At 69.3% G+C, this 19,002-nt stretch carries 17 protein-coding genes; 7 read left to right on the top strand and 10 right to left on the bottom strand.

Going from position 1 to position 19,002, the window contains the following annotated elements; all coding sequences use genetic code 11:
• On the bottom strand, nt 1-2,292 hold the full coding sequence (locus tag MFF40_RS16810) for an FdhF/YdeP family oxidoreductase (RefSeq protein ID WP_147897744.1): 2,292 nt from the start codon (nt 2,290-2,292) through the stop codon (nt 1-3).
• Here MFF40_RS16810 and MFF40_RS16805 point away from each other — a divergent pair.
• Complete coding sequence (locus MFF40_RS16805) at nt 2,285-2,452, top strand: hypothetical protein (RefSeq protein ID WP_187278104.1); 168 nt, start codon at nt 2,285-2,287, stop codon at nt 2,450-2,452. The genes MFF40_RS16810 and MFF40_RS16805 overlap by 8 nt on opposite strands.
• A gap of 19 nt (nt 2,453-2,471) precedes the next feature.
• On the opposite strand, the gene MFF40_RS16800 is transcribed toward MFF40_RS16805, so the two are convergent.
• Nucleotides 2,472-2,678, bottom strand: a complete 207-nt coding sequence (locus MFF40_RS16800; protein WP_147854330.1) for a hypothetical protein — start codon at nt 2,676-2,678, stop codon at nt 2,472-2,474.
• 343 nt (nt 2,679-3,021) lie between these two features.
• On the opposite strand from MFF40_RS16800, the gene MFF40_RS16795 reads away from it, so the two are divergent.
• Together MFF40_RS16795 and MFF40_RS16790 are read left to right on the top strand one after the other, a co-directional pair.
• Nucleotides 3,022-3,330 carry a UBP-type zinc finger domain-containing protein gene (locus MFF40_RS16795; RefSeq protein WP_147854329.1) on the top strand — a complete coding sequence of 103 codons (309 nt, stop codon included), beginning with the start codon at nt 3,022-3,024 and terminating at the stop codon, nt 3,328-3,330.
• Between the two features lie 193 nt (nt 3,331-3,523).
• Nucleotides 3,524-4,561 (top strand): cupin domain-containing protein, encoded by a 1,038-nt coding sequence (locus MFF40_RS16790; RefSeq protein ID WP_238261447.1) that lies wholly within the window; start codon nt 3,524-3,526, stop codon nt 4,559-4,561.
• A gap of 107 nt (nt 4,562-4,668) precedes the next feature.
• Here the strand turns inward: MFF40_RS16790 and MFF40_RS16785 are convergent, their stop codons facing one another.
• Entirely contained in the window at nt 4,669-5,292 is a 624-nt protein-coding gene (locus tag MFF40_RS16785; RefSeq protein ID WP_147854328.1) for a response regulator transcription factor, read from the bottom strand.
• Between the two features lie 368 nt (nt 5,293-5,660).
• Here MFF40_RS16785 and MFF40_RS16780 point away from each other — a divergent pair, with 368 nt between their 5' ends.
• Nucleotides 5,661-6,386 (top strand): TetR/AcrR family transcriptional regulator, encoded by a 726-nt coding sequence (locus tag MFF40_RS16780; RefSeq protein ID WP_147854327.1) that lies wholly within the window; start codon nt 5,661-5,663, stop codon nt 6,384-6,386.
• A gap of 37 nt (nt 6,387-6,423) precedes the next feature.
• On the opposite strand, the gene MFF40_RS16775 is transcribed toward MFF40_RS16780, so the two are convergent.
• Nucleotides 6,424-7,368: a helix-turn-helix domain-containing protein gene (locus tag MFF40_RS16775; RefSeq protein WP_238261445.1), complete on the bottom strand. Its 945-nt coding sequence runs from the start codon at nt 7,366-7,368 to the stop codon at nt 6,424-6,426.
• Nucleotides 7,369-7,476: 108 nt separating this feature from the next.
• Nucleotides 7,477-8,373: a helix-turn-helix domain-containing protein gene (locus MFF40_RS16770; protein ID WP_238261442.1), complete on the bottom strand. Its 897-nt coding sequence runs from the start codon at nt 8,371-8,373 to the stop codon at nt 7,477-7,479.
• Between the two features lie 104 nt (nt 8,374-8,477).
• On the opposite strand from MFF40_RS16770, the gene MFF40_RS16765 reads away from it, so the two are divergent.
• From MFF40_RS16765 to MFF40_RS16755, 3 genes are all read left to right on the top strand, one after another.
• Entirely contained in the window at nt 8,478-9,959 is a 1,482-nt protein-coding gene (locus tag MFF40_RS16765; protein ID WP_238261440.1) for a sensor histidine kinase, read from the top strand.
• Nucleotides 9,952-10,347 (top strand): response regulator, encoded by a 396-nt coding sequence (locus MFF40_RS16760; RefSeq protein WP_238261438.1) that lies wholly within the window; start codon nt 9,952-9,954, stop codon nt 10,345-10,347. The genes MFF40_RS16765 and MFF40_RS16760 overlap by 8 nt, the downstream gene beginning before the upstream one ends.
• Nucleotides 10,348-10,543: 196 nt before the next feature.
• Nucleotides 10,544-11,380, top strand: a complete 837-nt coding sequence (locus tag MFF40_RS16755; RefSeq protein ID WP_238261436.1) for an alpha/beta fold hydrolase — start codon at nt 10,544-10,546, stop codon at nt 11,378-11,380.
• Between the two features lie 88 nt (nt 11,381-11,468).
• Here MFF40_RS16755 and MFF40_RS16750 read toward each other — a convergent pair whose 3' ends face one another.
• The 5 genes from MFF40_RS16750 to MFF40_RS16725 all read right to left on the bottom strand — a co-directional run bounded on the left by MFF40_RS16750 (nt 11,469) and on the right by MFF40_RS16725 (nt 18,900).
• Nucleotides 11,469-12,434: an alpha/beta fold hydrolase gene (locus tag MFF40_RS16750; RefSeq protein WP_238261434.1), complete on the bottom strand. Its 966-nt coding sequence runs from the start codon at nt 12,432-12,434 to the stop codon at nt 11,469-11,471.
• 282 nt (nt 12,435-12,716) lie between these two features.
• On the bottom strand, nt 12,717-13,964 hold the full coding sequence (locus MFF40_RS16740) for an amidohydrolase family protein (protein ID WP_238261431.1): 1,248 nt from the start codon (nt 13,962-13,964) through the stop codon (nt 12,717-12,719).
• Nucleotides 13,965-14,022: 58 nt separating this feature from the next.
• Nucleotides 14,023-17,253 (bottom strand): helicase HerA domain-containing protein, encoded by a 3,231-nt coding sequence (locus MFF40_RS16735; protein ID WP_238261429.1) that lies wholly within the window; start codon nt 17,251-17,253, stop codon nt 14,023-14,025.
• Complete coding sequence (locus MFF40_RS16730) at nt 17,250-17,915, bottom strand: hypothetical protein (RefSeq protein WP_147855253.1); 666 nt, start codon at nt 17,913-17,915, stop codon at nt 17,250-17,252. The genes MFF40_RS16735 and MFF40_RS16730 overlap by 4 nt, the downstream gene beginning before the upstream one ends.
• Nucleotides 17,908-18,900: an endonuclease domain-containing protein gene (locus MFF40_RS16725; RefSeq protein WP_147897734.1), complete on the bottom strand. Its 993-nt coding sequence runs from the start codon at nt 18,898-18,900 to the stop codon at nt 17,908-17,910. Before MFF40_RS16725 ends, MFF40_RS16730 begins: the two co-directional genes overlap by 8 nt.
• Between the last annotated feature and the right edge of the window lie 102 nt (nt 18,901-19,002).

The raw sequence follows: 19,002 nt of genomic DNA, 5'->3' as shown, positions 1-19,002 counted from the left end.
TCAGGCGGCTCCCGTCTGGAGGCGGCGCATCCGGACGGGAATCGCCTTGAAGGAGGGGGTGTGGCTCTGCGGATCGTGCAGGCCGAGCGGGACCAGAGGGTTGGCCTCGGGGTAGTAGGCGCCGACGCAGCCGTCGGGCAGCCGGTAGGGCACCACCTGGAAGCCCTCCACCGAGCGGGCGACCCCGTCGTCGGCGATCGTGTCGAGCGCCACCCGGTCCCCGGCCCGGACGCCCTGCCGGGCCATCTCGGACTCGCTGAGGAAGACCACCATGCGGCCGCCGAAGACGCCGCGATACCGGTCGGACAGACTGTAGAGTGTCGTGTTGTACTGATCGTGGCTGCGCATCGTGGTGAGCCAGAGCGCCCCGGGGTCGCTCATGAGGGCATCCTCCTCGAGGCCCTCGAAGACTGCGAACTCGGCCCGGCCGGACGGCGTGGCCCAGATCCGCTCGCGCGCCAGCGATGTGAGATGGAAGCCGCCGGGCACGCGGATCCGCGCGTTGAACCCCTGGAAGATCGGGAACACACGCTCGATCGCGTCGCGGATACGGTCGTAATCCGCGGTGAAGTCCTCCCAGGGGACGGCCGAGCCCGGGCCGAGCGTCGCCCGGGCGATGCCGGCCACGATCGCGGTCTCGCTCATCAGGTGCTCGGAGGCAGGCATGTTGCGGCCGGCCGAGGCGTGCACCATCGACATCGAGTCTTCGACGGTGATCGACTGGGGCCCCGTCGCCTGATGGTCGACTTCGCTGCGGGCGAGGCAGGGGAGGATGTAGGCTTCGCGGCCGTGGACGAGCTGTCCCCGGTTGAGCTTGGTGTTGATCGCCACCGTCAGGTCGAGCGTGCGCATCGCCTGCTGGACGCTTTCGGTGTCGGGGACGGCGGCGGCGAAGTTTCCGCCGAGCGCGATGAAGGCCCGCGCCTGGCCCTGCAGCATCGCGCCCAGCGCCGCGACCACGTCGTGGCCATGCGCCCGGGGCGGCTCGAAGCCGAAGGCGTCCCGAATCCGGTCGAGCATTTCCGGCGTCGGCTTCTCGGTGATGCCGACGGTCCGGTTGCCCTGGACGTTGGAATGTCCGCGCACCGGGCACAGGCCGGCGCCCGGCCGCCCGACATTGCCGCGTAGGAGCGCGAGGTTGCTGATCAGGCGGACGTTCTCGGTGCCGCGCCGATGCTGGGTGATCCCCATGCCCCAGACCAGGATGGCGTTCTCGGCCGCCACGTAGGTCCGCGCCGCGGATTCGAGATCCGCGCGGGTGAGACCGGAGCGGCGCTCGATCGCCGCCCAGGATGTGGACCGGAGGTCGGCCGCGAGGGCTTCGAAGCCCTTCGTGTGGCCGGCGATGAAGTCCACATCGAGCACGCGAGCCTCGTCGGCGGCGATGGCGGCATCGTCCATCGCGATGCAGGCCTTCATGATGCCCTTGAGGGCCGCCGCGTCGCCTCCGACCCGGACCTGGAAGATGCGCGACGAGATCGGCGTCGACGTCAGCGATGCCATCTCGACGGGGTTCTGGGGCGCCTGAAAACGCTCCAGGGCTCGTTCCGGGAACGGGTTGAAGCTCAGGATGGCCGCGTTGCGCCGCGCCGCGTCGCGCAGGCTCGTCATCATCCGCGGGCTGTTGGTGCCCGGATTCTGGCCGAAGATCAGGATGGCGTCGGCGCGGTCGAAATCCTCCAGCAGCACCGTGCCCTTGCCGACGCCGATGCTCTGCGGGAGGCCGACACTCGTCGCCTCGTGGCACATGTTCGAGCAGTCGGGGAAATTGTTGGTCCCGTAAGCCCGGCCGAAAAGCTGGAACAGGAAGGCGGCCTCGTTGGAGGCGCGACCCGATGTGTAGAACTCGGCCTGATCCGGCTCCATGCCCTCGCGCAGGATCGTCCCGATCCGCGCGAAGGCCTCATCCCAGGCGACCGGGACATACCTGTCGCTGGCCGCCTCGTAGCGCATCGGATGCGTGATGCGACCGACCATCTCCAGTTCGTAGTCGCTCCACGTCTCCAGTTCGGAGACCGTGTGGGCGGCGAAAAAGTCCGGGGTGCACCGCTTGGCGGTCGCTTCCCAGGCCATGGCCTTGGCGCCGTTCTCGCAGAATTCGAACGGGCCCGGCTTCTTAGGATCGGGCCAGGCGCAGCCCGGGCAATCGAATCCCATCGGCTGGTTCATGCGCAGCAGCGTCGCCGCTCCCCGCACCGGAATATCCTGCTCGACGAGGGCCTTGCCGGTCGCCTCCAGCGCACCCCAGCCGCCGGCAGGATTGGTGTAGGCGCGGATCTTGACCTTGGCCATCAGGGTCCTCGGGCTGGAGACGGGCGCAGGCTTCCCGGGCGTCCGGAGCGGCGGCGATCAGGCGGGCGGCGGCGCCTGCCGACCGATCCGGCTTCGCGCGGCCTCCGGCGCCCAGGATCCGCGGCCGGAAGCCGCCGGCCCCGATCGCGTTGCGCGGTGAGCCGGATTGTCCGGACGCTTCAGCGACGATGATGACGATGGTGGCGACGCGGACGCATCACCCCGTACCGTGAGGTGATCCGAGCGCCGCGGTGCATGCCGGCGAAACGGCCGTTGCCCTGCGCCGCCGCGTCCCGATCCAGGCCGTCACCGGCCGCAAAGCTCGGATTGGCTGAGGCGACCAGCAGCCCGACGAGCATGGTGGCACCGAGGAGAAGTGACTTCATCGTCCATGATCCCTGAAGATCGCCGTATCCCGGCGACGGATTCGGGCCACATGGGTGCCGCTGGCAATCCGGGGCGACGCGCAGGTGGATGCTGCAGGGATGGAGCAGGAAGCTTCGCGAATATTGATGGATCTAATCTTTTTGGAACATTCGTATCATGGCGCCCGCCGGCCATTGCCCGCTGATCGCGTGCCGACACCGATGGAATCGATCCGAACGTCCAAATGGCCGCAGCTTTCGACAAGATACTCCGGTGGGATCGCGGTCTCTTGGGTAAGGTTGCGTCCGGGTCGCGCTCCTCCGGCGCAATCCAGACGCAGTCGACCAAGTACGGAGAAGCCGGGTGGCGCCAGTTTGCAGGCACGGTGCAGACATTCAGACGGTGACGCCGAGCGCGCGAGGCTGTGAGGACTGCCTCCGGATCGGCAGCGCGTGGTTTCACCTGCGAATCTGTCGAACCTGCGGTCACGTGGGCTGCTGTGATCAGTCGCCCCTGCGTCACGCGACAGCCCATTTTCACGCGACCGGGCATCCCATCATCGAGGGATACGACCCTCCGGAAGGCTGGGGCTGGTGCTATGTCGACGCGGTCATGATCGATCTCGACGGTGACACCACACCTCAGGATGGTCCGATCCCACGGTATTACTGAGTTCGATCGCCTCCAGATCAGGAACGCGATCGGCGGATACCGAAACTGGAACGTTTGCTGGCGGCGGTGAGGCGTGAGGTTTTCGATCCGTCCCGGCACCGCGCATCCGTTCCACCGCCTCCGGATGTCAAGCGGCGCATCGCCCGGAGCGCCCCTCGGGACGCCAGGTTTCTCTTGCAGCGAGGGTTGTACGGTGACCATCACGGATCTGTCGTTCCGCTACCGCCTCGAGACGCAACCGCCTCGCCTTGGACCCGGAGGCATCACCCGCGGCGCCTCTGTGAAACAGTTTCCTGCGAGTCAGGGCATTGCCGGCGTATCCATGCGGCTCGCGCCCGGCGGGATGCGGGAGATGCACTGGCACGCCAACGCTGCCGAATGGGCCTACGTCGTTTCGGGGTCCTGCCGCACCACGATCCTGAACCCCGACGGCGGCTCGGCGATCGACACCTTCGGCCCCGGCGACGTCTGGTATTTCCCGCGCGGCTGGGGGCACTCGATCCAGGGGCTCGGACCGGAGGAGTGCCACTTCATCCTCATCTTCGATAACGGCGACTTCTCCGAAGACCACACCTTCAGCGTCACGGATTGGCTGGCGCATACGCCTGAGGCCGCCTTGGCACAGAACCTCGGCCTCGCACCGGCGGATCGCGCCGGCTTACCCCGGGGCGAGGCGTACTTCGCCCTGGGGCCCGTGCCGGACGACCGGTCGCCGGATTCTGCGCCCCGGGCGCGGCCGGAACTGACGTCGCGGCATCGGTACCCGCTCCACGCACAGGAACCGCGGCGCGTCCCCGGAGGCGGCACCCAGCGCACCGTCACGGTCGACGAATTCCCGCTCTCGACCACGATGGCGGGATCGGTGCTCGAGATCGAGCCGGGGGCGATGCGGGAGCTGCACTGGCACCCGAATGCGGACGAATGGCAATATTACCTGGACGGATCGGCCGAGATGGCCGTGTTCCTGGCCGAAGGCCATGTCGTCGTCGAGAGCTTCGACGCAGGCGATATCGGCTACGCCCCAATGGGATCGGGACACTACATCCGGAACACGGGGCCCGGCATCCTCCGGGTGCTCATCGGCTTCAACAACGGGCATTACCAAGCCAACGATCTTTCGGCCTGGTTGGGCTCGAACCCGCCGGACGTGCTGGCGACCAACCTGGGTGTACCGCGTCCCGCGGCCGAGGCGCTGACGCGCCGGCGGGGCTTTCTGATCCCGGGCGCCTGATCGTCGCTCTGCCGGGCAGCGCCGCCTGGAAAGCCCCACCGACTGGCCGACGCCGGTCCGGCGGGGAGCGTCCCTCACCGAGGGCAGACCGGGACCGATCGGTTTGGTCAACGCTGCCGCGTCGCCTCGATCCCGAGTTGATGCGCCATCAGCACGAGGTCCGCGAGCGAGCGGGCCTGCATCTTCTCCATCATGCGGCGCTTGTGGACCTTGGCGGTGATCTCCGTGATCCCGAGTTCGGCGGCGATCTGCTTGTTCATCAAGCCGCCGATCGCACATCGCAGCACATCGCCTTCCCGCGCCGTCAGCGCTCCGAAGCGCCTGGACAACGCGTCCTGAAGGCGGCCGGCCCGCAAGGTGGCGGCGTCCATCTCCAGCGCGCGATGGATGGCCTCGAGCAGCACCATGTCGCCGACCGGCTTGGTCAGGAACTCGACCGCACCCCCGCGCATCGCCCGCACGGTCATGGGAATGGTCCCGTATCCGGTGAGGAAGATGATCGGCACCGTGCAGCCGGCATCGCGCAAGGTCTCCTGGACCGTCAGGCCGTTCTGCTCGGCCAGGCGCACGTCCAGCAGGATGCACTCCGACGCTTCGCGCGTCCGGGTGATCGGCAGCGTGGTTGGATCTTGATGGGCGACCGCCGCGAGGCCGGCCGACCTGCACAGACGGGTCAGCGCACTGCGTACAGCCGGATCGTCGTCGACGATGTGAACGGTTGCTTCCGGCATGTCACTCGCAACGCCAAACGTGTCGGATCCGGGAGGAGCGTCCCGGAAGGTTCCCATGATGCCGTACCGCGCCGGCGTTCACAGCAAGGTTCGTGCACGGCGACGGCCTCCGGTCGTTCCCATGACGCCTCCTCCCCCTGATCGGGCGATCCGCCCGGCCCTCGACGCGGCGCGTCCAAGCCCGACTGTTGATTATCGATTGATCAACAATGGTGCGGCCTTGGCCGCCTGTCAATGCTGTTTATCGCTCGATAAAGAATGTCAGGCCAGCTGGCATGCTATGCGATTGCGGAGGTCTTGATCGCGCCGAGGAGGGATCCGAATCGTTTATCGTTTGATCAGCCCAGCCACCATGGTAACGAGGGCTCATGGCTCGTTCGCCCAAGTCGAAGCCCGGCCCTGCTGGTCCGCTCACCGCCTCCCGACGCTCCCAGAATTCTGCCGAGCGGGGCCAAACCGGGTCGCGCAGGCGGCTGTCGCCCATCGATCGTGAGAAGAGCATCGCCGCTGCAGCCGTCGCGTTCTTCGCCGAGCGCGGCTTCGAAGGTCAGACGCGCGAACTCGCCTCGATACTGGGGATCACGCAGCCGCTGCTCTACCGCTATTTCCCGAGCAAGGAGGCTCTGATCGAGCGCGTCTACCAAGACGTCTTCGTGGGGCGCTGGGATCCGTTCTGGGAGGAGACGATCAAGGATCGAAGCGTCCCCTTGGAGACGCGGCTGACGAAGTTCTACGTCAGTTACGCCAACGTCATCCTGACGCCGGAGTGGGTCCGGCTCTTCATGTTTGCGGGTTTGAAGAACCTGGATTTCAACGCCCGCTATCTGAATTTCCTGCGCGACCGCGTGTTCGAAAGCGTGGTCGAGGAATTGCGGACTCATTTCGATCGACCGTCGATCAGGGATGTGCCCGCATCGAACATCGAGATCGAGATCGTTTGGTCCATCCATTCCTCGATATTCTACCTCGGCGTGCGAGAATTTATCTATCGCCTTCCGCCGGACGGAAACATCAAGGACATCATTCAGGCCAAGATCCAGACGCTCCTCGGGGGTGTCGCCACGGTGCTTCCGCCGGCCGAGCACGCGACCTGACGGCGGCGTCCCCGCGGGCGCGCGGACCCGGAGCGGTTCAGCCGGCGGCCGAGTCCCGTTCGATCGACCGGCGCCAGCGGCCCGGGCTCATGGCCTCCTCACGTGCGAAGACGCGGGTGAAGTGGCTCTGGTCGGCGAAGCCGCAGGCCAGGGCGATGTCGGCCAAAGACAGGTCTTGCGCGCGCATCAGGTCCTTGGCGCGGGCGAGGCGCTGCCGCACGAGCCAGGCATGGGGCGACACCCCCGTGGAGCAGCGGAAGGCGCGGGCGAAATGGTTGGGTGACAGGCCGCAAGCCGCCGCGACCGACGGCAGGCTGAGCGATTGCGCGAGCGCATCGCGCATCCGATCCTGAGCGCGCTTGAGTTGCCAGGGCGCGAGACCGCCGCGCGCGGGCTCCACGGCGTCTGCGAAGGTCGCGTAGGTTGCGAGCAGGTGGGCCGCCAGGGCCCGGCCGAGTTGGTTGCGGAACACCGTCGCCCCGCGATCCGCCCGATCGAGCGTCGCGCAGGCGCGCAGCGCCAGATCGCGGATCGTGGCATCGTTCAGGCGCCGGCCGCAGGCCTCCGTCAGCGCGTCGAGGGGGTTGGCCCGGCCGGAACGAAAGCATGCGGCAATCTCCCCGAGCAGCGCGCCGTGGAGCGTGATGTGCACGGCTCCGGGCGAGACAGCGATCGCGTGGGGTTGCCGCAGATCCACGAGCAGAACGTCGCCGGGTTGGGGCCGGTCACGCTCCGCGACCGGCCGATCCGTCGGCAAGACCTGCACGAGCAGGGCGTCGCAACGCGCGATCGACGAGGGGACATCCGACGCCTCCACTCTGTAGGCCAGGATGTCGGCCCCGTCCGACCCCGTTGCGGGCCAGCCTCGCGGCCGCCGAGGTGGACAGTGGGACGGCACGATGGCCCGCTCCCAGGCGCGCACCGCGGACGAGCCGAGGCGAGTCTCCGACCGATCGGGGCGCGAGGGGGATGCATCGAGCATCGTAGTCTCTCCTGTCTCTGCAGGAAAAACGATATCTTCGCTTCGGTTATAAAGTATTCATCGAGTTTGCGGCACTTTTCGTCGATCTTGCTCTTCTAAATCGCACGCCTAGCTGATGAGCCTCCGATATTCGGACGGCGTGTGACCTTTGACGCGCTTGAACGCCGTTCCGAAGGCAGCCTGGCTCGAGAATCCGGAACGCAGGGCGACGTCGAGGATCGGGGTCTTGCGGTCGGCCAGAAGCCGGCAGGCACAGGCCAATCGTTCCCCGCTGACGTAGCCGTAGGGTGTCTGTCCCGTCACGCGCTTGAACATCCGGGCAAAGTGAAACGGGCTCAGGCACGCGACGGCGGCGAGTTCGTTGATCGAGAGATCGCGCTCGAGATTGTCGCGGATGAAGGCGATCGCGCGCTGAATCCGGTCGGGACAGGCGCCCTCCTCCGAGGTTGCGCCGGCCGCGTCCGGGCGATCGTGCCCGTAGGCCTGGGCGATCCGCGCGGTGAGGGTCAGCGCGGCGGTCTCCACCATCATCCGGCCCGCCGAACTCTCCTCCACGAGTTCGCCGAGGATCGACAGGGCGATCTGGCGGATCAGCGGATCCTGGACATCCGCGAGGTAGCGCACCGTGTCGGCCCGGATGCGGGCATCGCCGTACAGGTCGGCCAGGGCCTTGAAGCGGTCGACCGGCAGGTAGATGTGCAGGATCTCGGTGAGCGGCGCCGAGATGTTGATGTCGTCCTCGCCGACACCCACCGGGCACAGCCAGATCGTCCCCGCCTCGACGGGCGTCTGCTGGCGCACGCCCGCGCCCTTCCGGCTCACCCGCGCGCCGGGACTGCGCCGCGTCGCCAGGGTGATCTCCATCTGGTTCGGCACGATCGCCGGCAGGTCTCCGGACGGATGGGAGCGCAGCTCGGCCGCGACGCCCGTCCAGCCCCGCGCGTGGGACGAAGCGAGCAAACCTGCATTCGGAAACTTGATGATGCCGTGCCGATACAAGTCCATGGCGGCAACATGCAATCCACGGTCGAATTGCGCCATTATACAGGCGTATCGGAGACGGGCCGGCACGATTTCCCTAAGCTGGTGGACCCGGTTGGATGAGTGGCATGCGGCAGGTCTTCTCGCGCTGGCCGAGCCTGGCGCAGACGTCCCACCAGCAGGTCACCGGCGACGACGACCTGCCGGCCTGGATGCGCGCGCCGGCATCCCGCCCCGCGGACATCGGCGCGGGAGACCTCGCCGCCGCGGGGCTGTCGGTCGGCATCCCGGTCGCCTTGGCCTTCCTGGCGGGCTCGACGGGCGCGTCGTCGAGCGGCGTCCTGCCGATCCTCTGCGGGATCCTGGCGCTTCTCGCTGCGGCCGCCACCGCGGCCCATCTCATGGCGCTGCGGCGAGGCCGGCGGAGCGCCGACCGTGCCTTCGAGGCCATCTACGAGCGCTCGGGCATCTCGATCTGGCGCGAGGATTGGACCGCCGTGGCCGACGCCGTCGCGGCCCTGCGCCGGGACGGAATCGTCGACATCGAGTGCCATTTCGCCAGCCACCCCGATGAGCTCCGCGCCCTGCGGGCGAGGGTCATCATCACGGATGTGAACGCCTTCACCCTGGAGGAGACCGGCGCGGCGGCCAAGGATGCCTATCTCGGCTCCCTGGATCGCCTGCTGCCCGACACCGACCAGACCTTCGTGCAGTGGCTCGTCGCATTCGGCCGGGGCGACCGCTTCTTTCGCTCGGAAGCCCACATCCTGGGCGCCGATGGGCGCGAACGCGACGTGCTGTTCACGGCGACGCTGCCGCAGGAGCGCGCGGCGTTCGCCGACGTGATCGTCACGTCGCTCGACGTCACGGCGTTCAAGCGCGCCCAGGCCCATCTCGCGGCGGCCGACACGGAACTCGCCCGGACCTCGCGGATCACCACGGTCGGGGCGCTCAGCGCCTCCATCGCCCACGAGGTCAACTCCCCCCTGGCAGCCATCGTCGCCAACGCCCAGGCGGCCCTGCGCTGGCTGCGCCGCGCCGAGCCCGACGTGGTCGAGGCCTCCCTCGCCCTCGACGACGTGGTGTCCGAGGCGACGCGCGCCCGCGATGTCGTGGCGCGGACGCGCTCGTATCTCAGCAACGCGCCGCGGATCGTCGCCCCGATCGACCTGGTCCAGGCCGCGCGGGACGCGAACCTCCTGGTGGAACGCGAGATCCGCAGCCACGGCGCCACGATCCATCTCGCCGCCGAGGAGGCGATCCCGCCCGTCCCGGCGGATCTGATCCAGATCCAGCAGATCTTCGTCAACCTGCTGGTCAACGCGGCCCAGGCCATGGCAGACGCCCCGGGCCGGAAGGACATCACCATCGCGATCCGGCGGTTTGCCGCCTCCGTGGTGGTCGAGGTGATCGACACGGGTCCCGGCATCGAGCCCGAACGGCGTGCGCGGATCTTCGAACCGTTCCACTCAACCAAGGTTGGTGGCATGGGGATGGGTCTGGCCATCTGCCGAAACCTGATCGACGCGCATGGGGGCGACATCTGGGTGGACGCCGCCCCGACGGGGGGCGCCGCCTTCCACTTCATGCTGCCGCTCGCCCATGGCTGAACGTCCCGTGCGCAGTCCCGTCGTCGCCATCGTGGACGACGATCCCTCGATCCGCTCCGCCCTCGATCGTCTGACGCGCGCGCTGGGATACGAAGCCCTCGTGTTCGACGGCGTGGAACCGCTGCTCGCCACGCTCGACCAGGCCAACATCGCGTTCGTGGTGACGGATGTGCAGATGCCGGGCTTGAGCGGGCTCGATCTCCTCAGGATCCTGGCGGGCCAGCGGCCGCATCTTCCCGTCATGGTGATGACGGCCTATCCGAGCGAGGCGACCCGCGAGCGGGCGCTCGCGCTCGGAGCCTTCGCGTATTACGCGAAGCCGTTCGAGGCGGACCAGTTCGAGCGCTGCCTGACCACCGTGCTGGGAGCCCGCCCGCTTTCACGTTAGGGGCGCGCCGCCGGGCTTGCCCAACGCCGTTCGGCACGAACCCGCGCGGCCGTCGGGACGACGGTGCGTTCGGCGCCGTAACGGCACAATCGCGACGCTTTCGTACAAGCGGGCGCGGGCGCGATACCCTTAGGAACCGTGCTCGGCCGTCCGGCGGAACGGCCTGAACGGAAGCGGATCAGGTACGGGGAACACCATGGCCACCGTTAAGACCCGGGACGGCACCGAGATCGCCTACAAGGATTGGGGTCCGAAGGATGCCCAGCCGATCATGTTCCATCACGGCTGGCCGCTCTCGTCGGACGATTGGGACGCGCAGATGCTGTTTTTCGTGCGGAACGGCTATCGCGTCGTCGCCCATGACCGCCGGGGTCACGGCCGCTCGGCGCAAGTCTCGGACGGCCATGACATGGATCACTACGCGGCCGATGCCGCTGCCGTGGTGGAGCATCTCGATCTCAGGAACGCCATCCATATCGGCCACTCCACCGGGGGCGGCGAGGTCGCCCGCTATGTCGCCACCTTCGGCCAGCCGCAGGAGCGTGTCGCCAAGGCGGTCCTGGTGAGCGCCGTCCCACCTCTGATGCTCAGGACCGAGGCCAATCCGGAGGGGTTGCCCCGCGACGTGTTCGACGGATTCCGCAAGGCGCTCGCCGAGAACCGCGCCCAGTTCTTCCTCGATGTCCCGGCCGGTCCGTTCTACGGTTTCAACCGCGACGGGGCGAAAATCCTTCCGGGTGTCATCCAGAACTGGTGGCGGCAGGGGATGATGGGCAGCGCCAAAGCCCATTATGAGGGTATCGAGGCCTTCTCGGAGACCGATCAGACCGAGGATCTCAGAGCGATCACGGTGCCGACCCTGGTGCTGCATGGCGAGGACGACCAGATCGTGCCGATCGCCGACGCGGCGCTGAAATCGATCACGCTCCTGAAGAACGGAACACTGAAGACATATCCCGGATACCCGCATGGCATGCTGACCGTGCATGCGGATGTCATCAATGCCGACATTCTCGCCTTCATCAGACCGTGATCGTCGAGAGCCCGGCAGCATCGCCGAGGCGGGCATCGTTCCGGGGCGGGCGTTCGAGGATGGCCCACGTCCAACGAGGGCCATCCTCTCAACGCGGGGCCGGTGACGGGAGAGCCTTCGTCTCGACGCGGCCGAGGAAGTCGCGGGTGAGCCGGGCGATCTCATCCGTCGCCTCGTCCAGCGCGAAGTGCCCGGCATCGAGGATGTGCAGTTCCGCCTTGGGCACGTCACGCAGGTAGGCCTCGGCGCCCGGCACGATGAAGGAGGGGTCGTAGCGGCCCCACAGCACGAGCGTCGGCAGCCGATGCTCCCGCATCCAGGCCTGCCAGGCCGGGTAGGACGCGACGTTCGTGCGGTAGTCGGAGAGCAGCGCTGCCTGGATCTCCCGCTCGCCCGGCCTCGCCAGGATGGCGTACTCGTCGGCCCAGGTGTCCGGATTGTAGCGCTCTGGGTTGGGGCTGGTGCCGAGGTGGCGCTGCTTGGCCCCTTCGAGCGACGTGAACGCATCGAGCTGCTCGGGATGGGCTGCGGGATCAGCCCAGTACCGGGCGATGCCCTGCCATTTGGCACCGAGGCCCTCCGCATAGGCGTTGGCGTTCTGAACGATGAGCGCGCTGACCCGTTCGGGATGAGCCAGCGCCATGCGGAAGCCGACCGGCCCGCCGTAATCCTGCAGGAACAGCGTGTAGCGCTCTATGCCGAGCCGGGCGACCAAGCCTTCCATGGTCTTGGCGAGAGTGTCGAAGGTGTAGGTGTACCGGGCCGGCGACGGCGCGTCGCTCTGTCCGAAGCCCGGGTAGTCCGGGGCGAGCAGATGGTAGCGGTCGGCGAGGAGCGGCAGCAGCGGGTCCCACTGCCGGGATGACGACGGATAGCCGTGCAGCAACAGCACCGTGGGCGCGTCGCGTGGGCCGGCCTCACGGTAGAAGATGCCGACGCCGTCGATCTCGACCCGGTGGTAGGTCGTCGTGGCCGAGACCGAGGGAATCGACTGCGCCGTGCCCTGCCCGAGGGCAACGGCGGTCGCGGCGGCCAGGAGGGTCTGCGTCGGCATGATCCGAACTCCTTCGGCGGCGGTGGGCGTTACAGTCGAGCGCGTCGACGACGGCATGCAGGTGCGGGAGGATCCATTCCCACGAGGAGGTTAGGACGTCGGGGCCGTGGAGAGGAAGCGTGCGGCCCGTCTTCTCCGTCGCCCTGCCGGCTCACCGCCGAGGCGGCGACGTTCAGGATCTTGGCGGCGGCCCGGACCGAACCCGCGCGCACGACGGCGAGGATGTGGCGAAGGGCCCGCTCGGTCACGATGGGCGCCACCGTGCCTGCGGCACCCCCGCCGTCAAGCCGGCGACGGCGTCGTTCCGGCGACCGGGCCACGGCGGTCGATGGCGACCGCCCCCTTCGCCAGGACCAGAACCGGTTCCTGGCGCTCGACGACGATCTGCGGCGCGCAGGCGGCGTCGAACGCGACGAGGTCGGCCCGCATGCCGGGGGCCACCGTCCCCGGGCCGAGCCCGGCCACCTTCGCCGGCACGGCGGTGACCGGATCGAGCAGAGCCGTGAGGTCCGCGTCGCTCCGGAGATCGAACCGGTACGCGGCGAGCAGGACGCGGTCGATCATGCCGGTGACCGTGGACGGGTTCCAGCAGTCGCGCACGTTGTCGGTGCCGAAGCAGATTGCGACGCCGAGGTCCCGCAGGCGCGGGATCGGCGGGCACCGGCGTGTGCCGGGCACGCTGCTCACGAGGGTGATGCCCGCCTCGCGCAGCGCGTCCGCGATCCTGCCGAGCCGCAGGTCGTCGGCATCCGCCAGGGCGAAGGCGTGGCTGATGGTGACCTGTCCGCCGAGCCCGCTGGCCTTCGTGCGCGCAACGATCGCGTCGATCTCGTCGAGGCCGGCCTCGCCGCCGTCATGGAGATGGATGTCGATGCCGCGGCCGTGACGCTCGGCCAGTCCGAAGACGGTGTCGAGCGGCCCGTCCCGGTCCCCGTCGATGCCGACGGGATCGAGTCCGCCGACGAGGTCGGCCCCCATCCGAAGGGCTTCGTCCAGGTCGCCGGCGACCGGGGCGCAGCGGAGGATCCCGCTCTGCGGAAACGCGACGACCTGGATCTGCATGCGATCGGACCAGCGGGCGCGCAGGTCGAGGATCTGCGCGAGGTGGTCCAGCCGGGTCACGTCGTCGATGTCGACATGGGTCCGCAAGCTGGTGGTGCCGCCGCGGAGCATGCGTTCGAGGAGCGCCTCGGCGCCCTGGCTCGCCAGTGGGATCCGGTGGGCCCGGCGGAAGGCCTTTTCGTCCTCGATGATCGCGCGGACGGATCCCTGCGCCCGGTGCGACCGCCAGTCCAGGCCGAGCATGCACTTGTCGAGATGCACATGGCTGTCCGACAGGCCGGGCAGCACCAGAGCGCCGCCAAGATCGATCTCGCGCCCAGCGGGCGGCAGGAGTCGGTCTGGGGCGTGGAGCACGGCCACACGCTCAGCCTGGATGTCGATGGTGACCTGGCCGCCCGCGATCGTCGTGGCGTGCAGCAGGCGCAAGTCGCAGGACGCGCCTCCCGACAGGTCGGACCTCGTAGTCATCGCGAACCTTCCTCTCGGCGAGCCCGGTCGCAGCTACGCCAACTCGGGACCTGTGGCGTCAGGAAGCGCGCGCCCGGGTGCCCGCCTCGATCGAGCGCTTGGCCTGACGGATGACCTCTTCCGGCGTCGGCGGGTTGGCCGGATGGTAGGAGAGGCAGAGGGGCGTGCGCAGCTTGGCCGGCCGTCCAGAGCCCTCGGTGGCGAAGTAGAACTCCCCAGCCCCCAGCTTGCCGATGTCGGCGGCCGCGCCTCCGTTCGCCGCGAGGATCTCCTGGGCGGCCGCGATCGTCGCGGGCGCGCTCTGCCGGCCGAAGAACTGCGTGGTGCAGTTGGAGACGACCTGGTTGTGGATGCCGCGCGGCACCTGCGTCGCCACGATCATCCCGAGGCCATACTTGCGGCCCTGGGCCACGAGCTTGATGCCGCTGCCGAGGCTCGGCGACGCCTTCTGGGCCGGCAGGAAGGTCTGAGCCTCGTCGACGACGTAGAGCATGCCGCGCGGGGACGGGTTCTTCTTGATCCAGCCGAACAGCGTCATCTGGAGCCGGTTCACGAAATCCTCGCGGGCCGCCTCCGATGCGAGACCCGACAGGTTGATCACCGAGATGCGGGTGCGTGCCGGGTCGGTCCCGAAGAACAGGTGCCGTGGGTCGAGCACCGTGCCCTCCACCTTCAGGAGCGGGTTCGTCGCCACGGCGGCGTGGAGCTGGTCCGCCATGCCGTGCCCGAGCTTGGCGGCGTTACCGATCTGGCTGATGCCGTCGGGCAAATCCGCGAGCAGGTCCATGAAGGCCGCGAGGTTGCCGCCGCCGCGCTCCGCGAAGCGGCGCAGCGAATCCGCCAGCACGCCGCGCTGGAGATTGGTCTTGGCCCCGGCCAGAGGCCCCAGGGTCTCGGCCGCCATCTCGATCGCCTGCTGGCGCTCGTCCCGATCCTCGCCCAGTTCTGCGAAGTTGGGCATGACGGAGAGGAACAGCGGGTTGCCGGCATGCACGCCCGGCGTCCACACCACCACCTCGACCCGCTCGGCGTAGAGCGCCGCCTTGCGGTCGTCGTCGGCGGAAAACCCCTGCGGCCGCTCGGGCCAGCGATCGCCGAGCCGCGAGAGATCGTTGTTGGGGTCGATGACGATGGCCGGAAGCCCCGCGAGCGCGGCCTCCTCCACGAGGCGGCGCAGGAGCACGGTCTTGCCGGAGCCGGAGCCCGCGATGATCGCGGTGTGCCGGGGCAGGAGGCGCAGCGGCAAGCTCACGCCGGGCGCGTCGGGCGTGAGCCGATGCCCGACCGGAATCGCATCCGGCACCGATGGTCCGGGGGTGGGCCGATCCGGCCGGGCTCCCCTTCCCGCTGGGGCGTGAGCCGCCGGGGGCGCAGCGGGTGCTTGCGCGACGCCGGAACGCTCGGCGGCGGCCCGACCGTCGATGCCCGGCGCGCGGACCGGAACCGCTGGCGTCTCGGCGGCGGCGTGATCCTTCCCTGGAGCGGTCCCGGCCTTGGCCGCATGGGCGAGCCCCGCATCCCGGAAGAACCCCGTGTTCACGAGCGGCTGCTCGGCGCGGATCCACCGCTCGAACCGATCCGACGTACCCGCCTCCCGCGCCCGCGTATGGAGGTCGCGCAGGGCGACGAAGACGCGCAGGTCCGCGTCCGTGGGGTCGATCGCCAGGCCCCCGGCGGCCTTGAACGCATCGACGAGCTGCTTCGTCTTGACCCCGCCGGGCATGGGCCCGCGGCGGATCAGCAGCAATTCCCGATCGGGGATGCGCGCCGAGATACCGGAGGCCGTGAGCGCCGCCCGGAGGCGGGCCTGGAACGCGATCGCGTTCTGGTGTTGGAGCGCCCGATAGCAGACATGCCGTTCCCGGTCGTTCTCATCCCGGTGGATGTAGATCAGCCGTCCGTGCAGGGGCGGGATGCGCTGGTCGGCCTCGCCCTTGCTGGCGACGTCGAGGGTGTCGTCCGGATCGTCTTCCAGGGCGTAGAGGTCGAAGGTGTCGCGCAGCAGCTGGCCGAGCCAGGTATCCTCGTCGCTGCGGATGCCGGCGATGTCGGCCGCCCGGCACGCGGCGGCGAGATCGAACCCGGCCTCCTCGGGTGGGGCTTCCGGAGGCGGAGCGGCGGTTCCGAGACTGTCGCAGACCGAGACCGCGCCCTCTGCGAGGCAGTGGCGTCGGAAGGCGTCGCAGCGCATCAGCAGCGTGCGCGGCATCATGCCGGCCGCCGCCGCGTCGGCGAGGGCGCGCTCGCTGAACGGCCATGTCGGAAACGGGGGCACGTAGCCGGCCTCCGCGTAGGCCGGCGCGAGGCGACCGGCCACCAGGGCGGCGGCGGCGGCCCGCTCGTTCATGCCCACGAGCCCCGTCGCCTCCGCGAAGCGCTCCCGCATGGAACTCAAGGCGCGGGCCTCCAGCCGCTCCCAGGATTCCTGGAGGCAGGTCATCACCGTCATGCTGCGGTCGCAGACGATGTTGACCTCCAGGAGCCCCGCGGCGAGCACTTCGGCCAGGCCCGCCTCCGCGTCGATCCCGTCCTCGGCCGCGAGCCGTCCGGTCTCGATCACCCCGTCGATCTGGTCGACGGCGATGAGCGTCGGCCCGCTCAGCGCCATGATCCAGCACATGCCGCGCACGAGTTCGACGGGCGCCGGCGGCGGCGTCTTGAAGCCCAGGGCCGCCCGCTCCGCCGGTCCGGCGTCGTAGCCCTGCAACCAGGCATGCGCGAGGCCGACGACGGCGAGATCCTGCGAGCGGAGAAGGCAGAGCGCGCGGAAGACGTCGAGGTGCTTGAGCGCGCGGCCGGCATCGACGCTCATCAGCGCCCGGACCAGCACGTCGACGATCCGGCGGGCATCCATGTTCGGCGTGTTGAACGCGGCTTCGACCTGCGCCTCGACACGGAAGCGGCGCGCCACGCCGGCGAGCACGGCATCCGATTGCCGTCGCCCATCCGGCATCGTCTGCAGCAGGGCGGTCACGAAGCTCAAGGCCGCGCTGCGCCAGAAATCCGTCAGCCCGAGGACGTCGAGGGGCACGAACCACGCGCCGGTGCGCCAGGCCTCGCGCCGGAGCTGCCCGATCAGGTGGGTCTTGCCGATTCCGGATTGGCCGACGAGCACGCGGCCCAGCGCCCGGTCGGCCGGCTGGCGCGCCTTGCGGTGCAGGTCGGCGACGATCTCCGGGACGAGCCGCTCGTTCGGGCCGCCGGTCGGCGCCGTATCGATCCAGATGCTGTCCAGCGTCCGCACCCAGTCGAAATCGATCCCGCGCAGGGCGTCGAGGGCATCGCTCATGATTGGATCCAGAGGATGTGGAACGGCTCGCCGGCCGGGCTGAACGCCGCCTCGCGCTCGGCGGCATCCAGCGACCTGGGATCGCTGAACTGGCTCAGCCGCGCCGTGCGATCGCCGCGCAGGATGGCGGCGAGGCCCGCATCGACGGTCGCACGGTCGAGGTCCCCGAGATGGGCGCGCAGGGCGCTTAGGCGCACGGCCTTGGCCCGCTCCCCGCCCGTCAGCGCGAGATAGGCGGCGTCGATGCGCGCCCGGAGCTGCTTGGGTCCGAGCTTCTTCGATCCCTTGGCCGTCGATTTGCGCGCACGCGGGGCAGGCGCCGCCGGTGCCGGCTCCTCGGAAGCGCTCCCGACGAGGTCGGCGAGGGACCGGCCCGTCCTGGCGAGATCGGCATGGATGCGCTCCAGCCAGTCCTGCAGCACGCGGAAGGCCGGCGGCAGGGGCTCGCGCATGTGCTCGCCTGCCCAGTTCCAGCCCCTATCCGTGACGGTCAGGCGCAGGGAGCGACCCTCCCGCTCCGCCGCAAGGTAGCGACTCGCGATCAGGGCCTCCCGGTCCGCCCTGTCGATGCGCGGCGCGAGCGTGCTCTGCAGTGCGCTTCCGCAGCGGCCGAGCAGGCACCACAGGATCAGCGCCTGCTTCGGCGTCGGCGTCTCACGCATCGGTTCGCCCCTCCTGCGCACCGCGTCGCAGGCGGACGACGGCTCGAATCTTCTCGATCGCGAGGGGAAGGTCCGCCGCGACCTGATCGTTGGTCAAGCGCAGCACGAGGTAGCCCGCCGTCAGGAGCTCGTAATCCCGGTGACGATCGTTGCCGAATTTGGGCTCGGCCCGGTGCTCGGGGCCGTCGAGTTCGACGACGATGCGGTATGCGCGGCAGAGCAGGTCGACGCGGTGTCGTGCGCCCCAGGCCCCCACGGGCACGGGGGCATTGCAGACGAACAGGCCCCCGAGGTCGGCGTCCTGCGCCAGCGCCTCCGCGACGTGCCGCTCGATGGCGCTCGCGTGGTGTGCTCCGGCCGGCGCGATGAAGCGCTCGGCCGCCGCACGTTCCCTCCGTGCGAGTTCATGGGCGCCGTAGAGGATGCGGTCGTAGGGCGCGGCGTCGGATGGCTCCGCGGCGAGCACCGCCACCACCGTGGCCCCGTGCCGGACGCACCATTCCAGCGCCTCGATGGCCGGACGCGCCCGCGTCGCCGAGGCCGGATCGACCTCCCAGACCAGAATGACGCCGGCGGGGTCGATCAGCCGGGACAGACGGCGGAGTTCGAGGTCTCGCCCCATCTTGAGGAAGCGCGGCGTCAGGCCGAGCCTGGCACGCTTCGAGGCCGCCTTCAGCCACGGATCGGGGACGACCGGCGTGGGAGACGCCTCGCGGCCGGGCCAGTGCGGCCAGCTCTCCAGCGCCAGCTCGGCCAGATCGTCGAGAAGCCGGTCGAGGAGCGCCGCGGCCGTGCGTCGGCCTCCGCTTGCGATCAGCAGCGCGCTGCGGTCGGTGCCATCTGAGATCAGCGCCCCCATGGCGGCGCTGTTGACGCCCAGGACGACCAGACGCTCGCCCTGCCCCAGGCCGGCGAGCCTCCGCGCCAGATCGTCTGGCGTGATCTGCGGCCGCGCCGCAGCGACGGGATGGAGAGGCGATAGCAAACTGCAACCGTGCTGCCGGCTTGCTGCCGACGCCGAGGCGTCCTGCAGCCGTTCCTCGGACCTATTCAGCACAGCTGCTCGGCCCTGGCTACAGGCCCCGCA

This window comes from Methylobacterium mesophilicum (assembly GCF_022179445.1).
In the GTDB taxonomy this organism is placed as follows: Bacteria; Pseudomonadota; Alphaproteobacteria; order Rhizobiales; family Beijerinckiaceae; genus Methylobacterium; species Methylobacterium mesophilicum.
This window is presented reverse-complemented; position numbering and strand designations above follow the sequence as displayed.

Excerpts from the sequence above, each read along its gene's own strand:
- MFF40_RS16810 (WP_147897744.1), bottom strand. The coding sequence starts at position 2,292 with ATGGCCAAGGTCAAGATCCGCGCCTACACCAATCCTGCCGGCGGCTGG.
- MFF40_RS16800 (WP_147854330.1), bottom strand. The coding sequence starts at position 2,678 with ATGAAGTCACTTCTCCTCGGTGCCACCATGCTCGTCGGGCTGCTGGTC.
- MFF40_RS16785 (WP_147854328.1), bottom strand. The coding sequence starts at position 5,292 with ATGCCGGAAGCAACCGTTCACATCGTCGACGACGATCCGGCTGTACGC.
- MFF40_RS16780 (WP_147854327.1), top strand. The coding sequence starts at position 5,661 with ATGGCTCGTTCGCCCAAGTCGAAGCCCGGCCCTGCTGGTCCGCTCACC.
- MFF40_RS16775 (WP_238261445.1), bottom strand. The coding sequence starts at position 7,368 with ATGCTCGATGCATCCCCCTCGCGCCCCGATCGGTCGGAGACTCGCCTC.
- MFF40_RS16770 (WP_238261442.1), bottom strand. The coding sequence starts at position 8,373 with ATGGACTTGTATCGGCACGGCATCATCAAGTTTCCGAATGCAGGTTTG.
- MFF40_RS16765 (WP_238261440.1), top strand. The coding sequence starts at position 8,478 with ATGCGGCAGGTCTTCTCGCGCTGGCCGAGCCTGGCGCAGACGTCCCAC.
- MFF40_RS16760 (WP_238261438.1), top strand. The coding sequence starts at position 9,952 with ATGGCTGAACGTCCCGTGCGCAGTCCCGTCGTCGCCATCGTGGACGAC.
- MFF40_RS16755 (WP_238261436.1), top strand. The coding sequence starts at position 10,544 with ATGGCCACCGTTAAGACCCGGGACGGCACCGAGATCGCCTACAAGGAT.
- MFF40_RS16750 (WP_238261434.1), bottom strand. The coding sequence starts at position 12,434 with ATGCCGACGCAGACCCTCCTGGCCGCCGCGACCGCCGTTGCCCTCGGG.
- MFF40_RS16740 (WP_238261431.1), bottom strand. The coding sequence starts at position 13,964 with ATGACTACGAGGTCCGACCTGTCGGGAGGCGCGTCCTGCGACTTGCGC.
- MFF40_RS16735 (WP_238261429.1), bottom strand. The coding sequence starts at position 17,253 with ATGAGCGATGCCCTCGACGCCCTGCGCGGGATCGATTTCGACTGGGTG.
- MFF40_RS16730 (WP_147855253.1), bottom strand. The coding sequence starts at position 17,915 with ATGCGTGAGACGCCGACGCCGAAGCAGGCGCTGATCCTGTGGTGCCTG.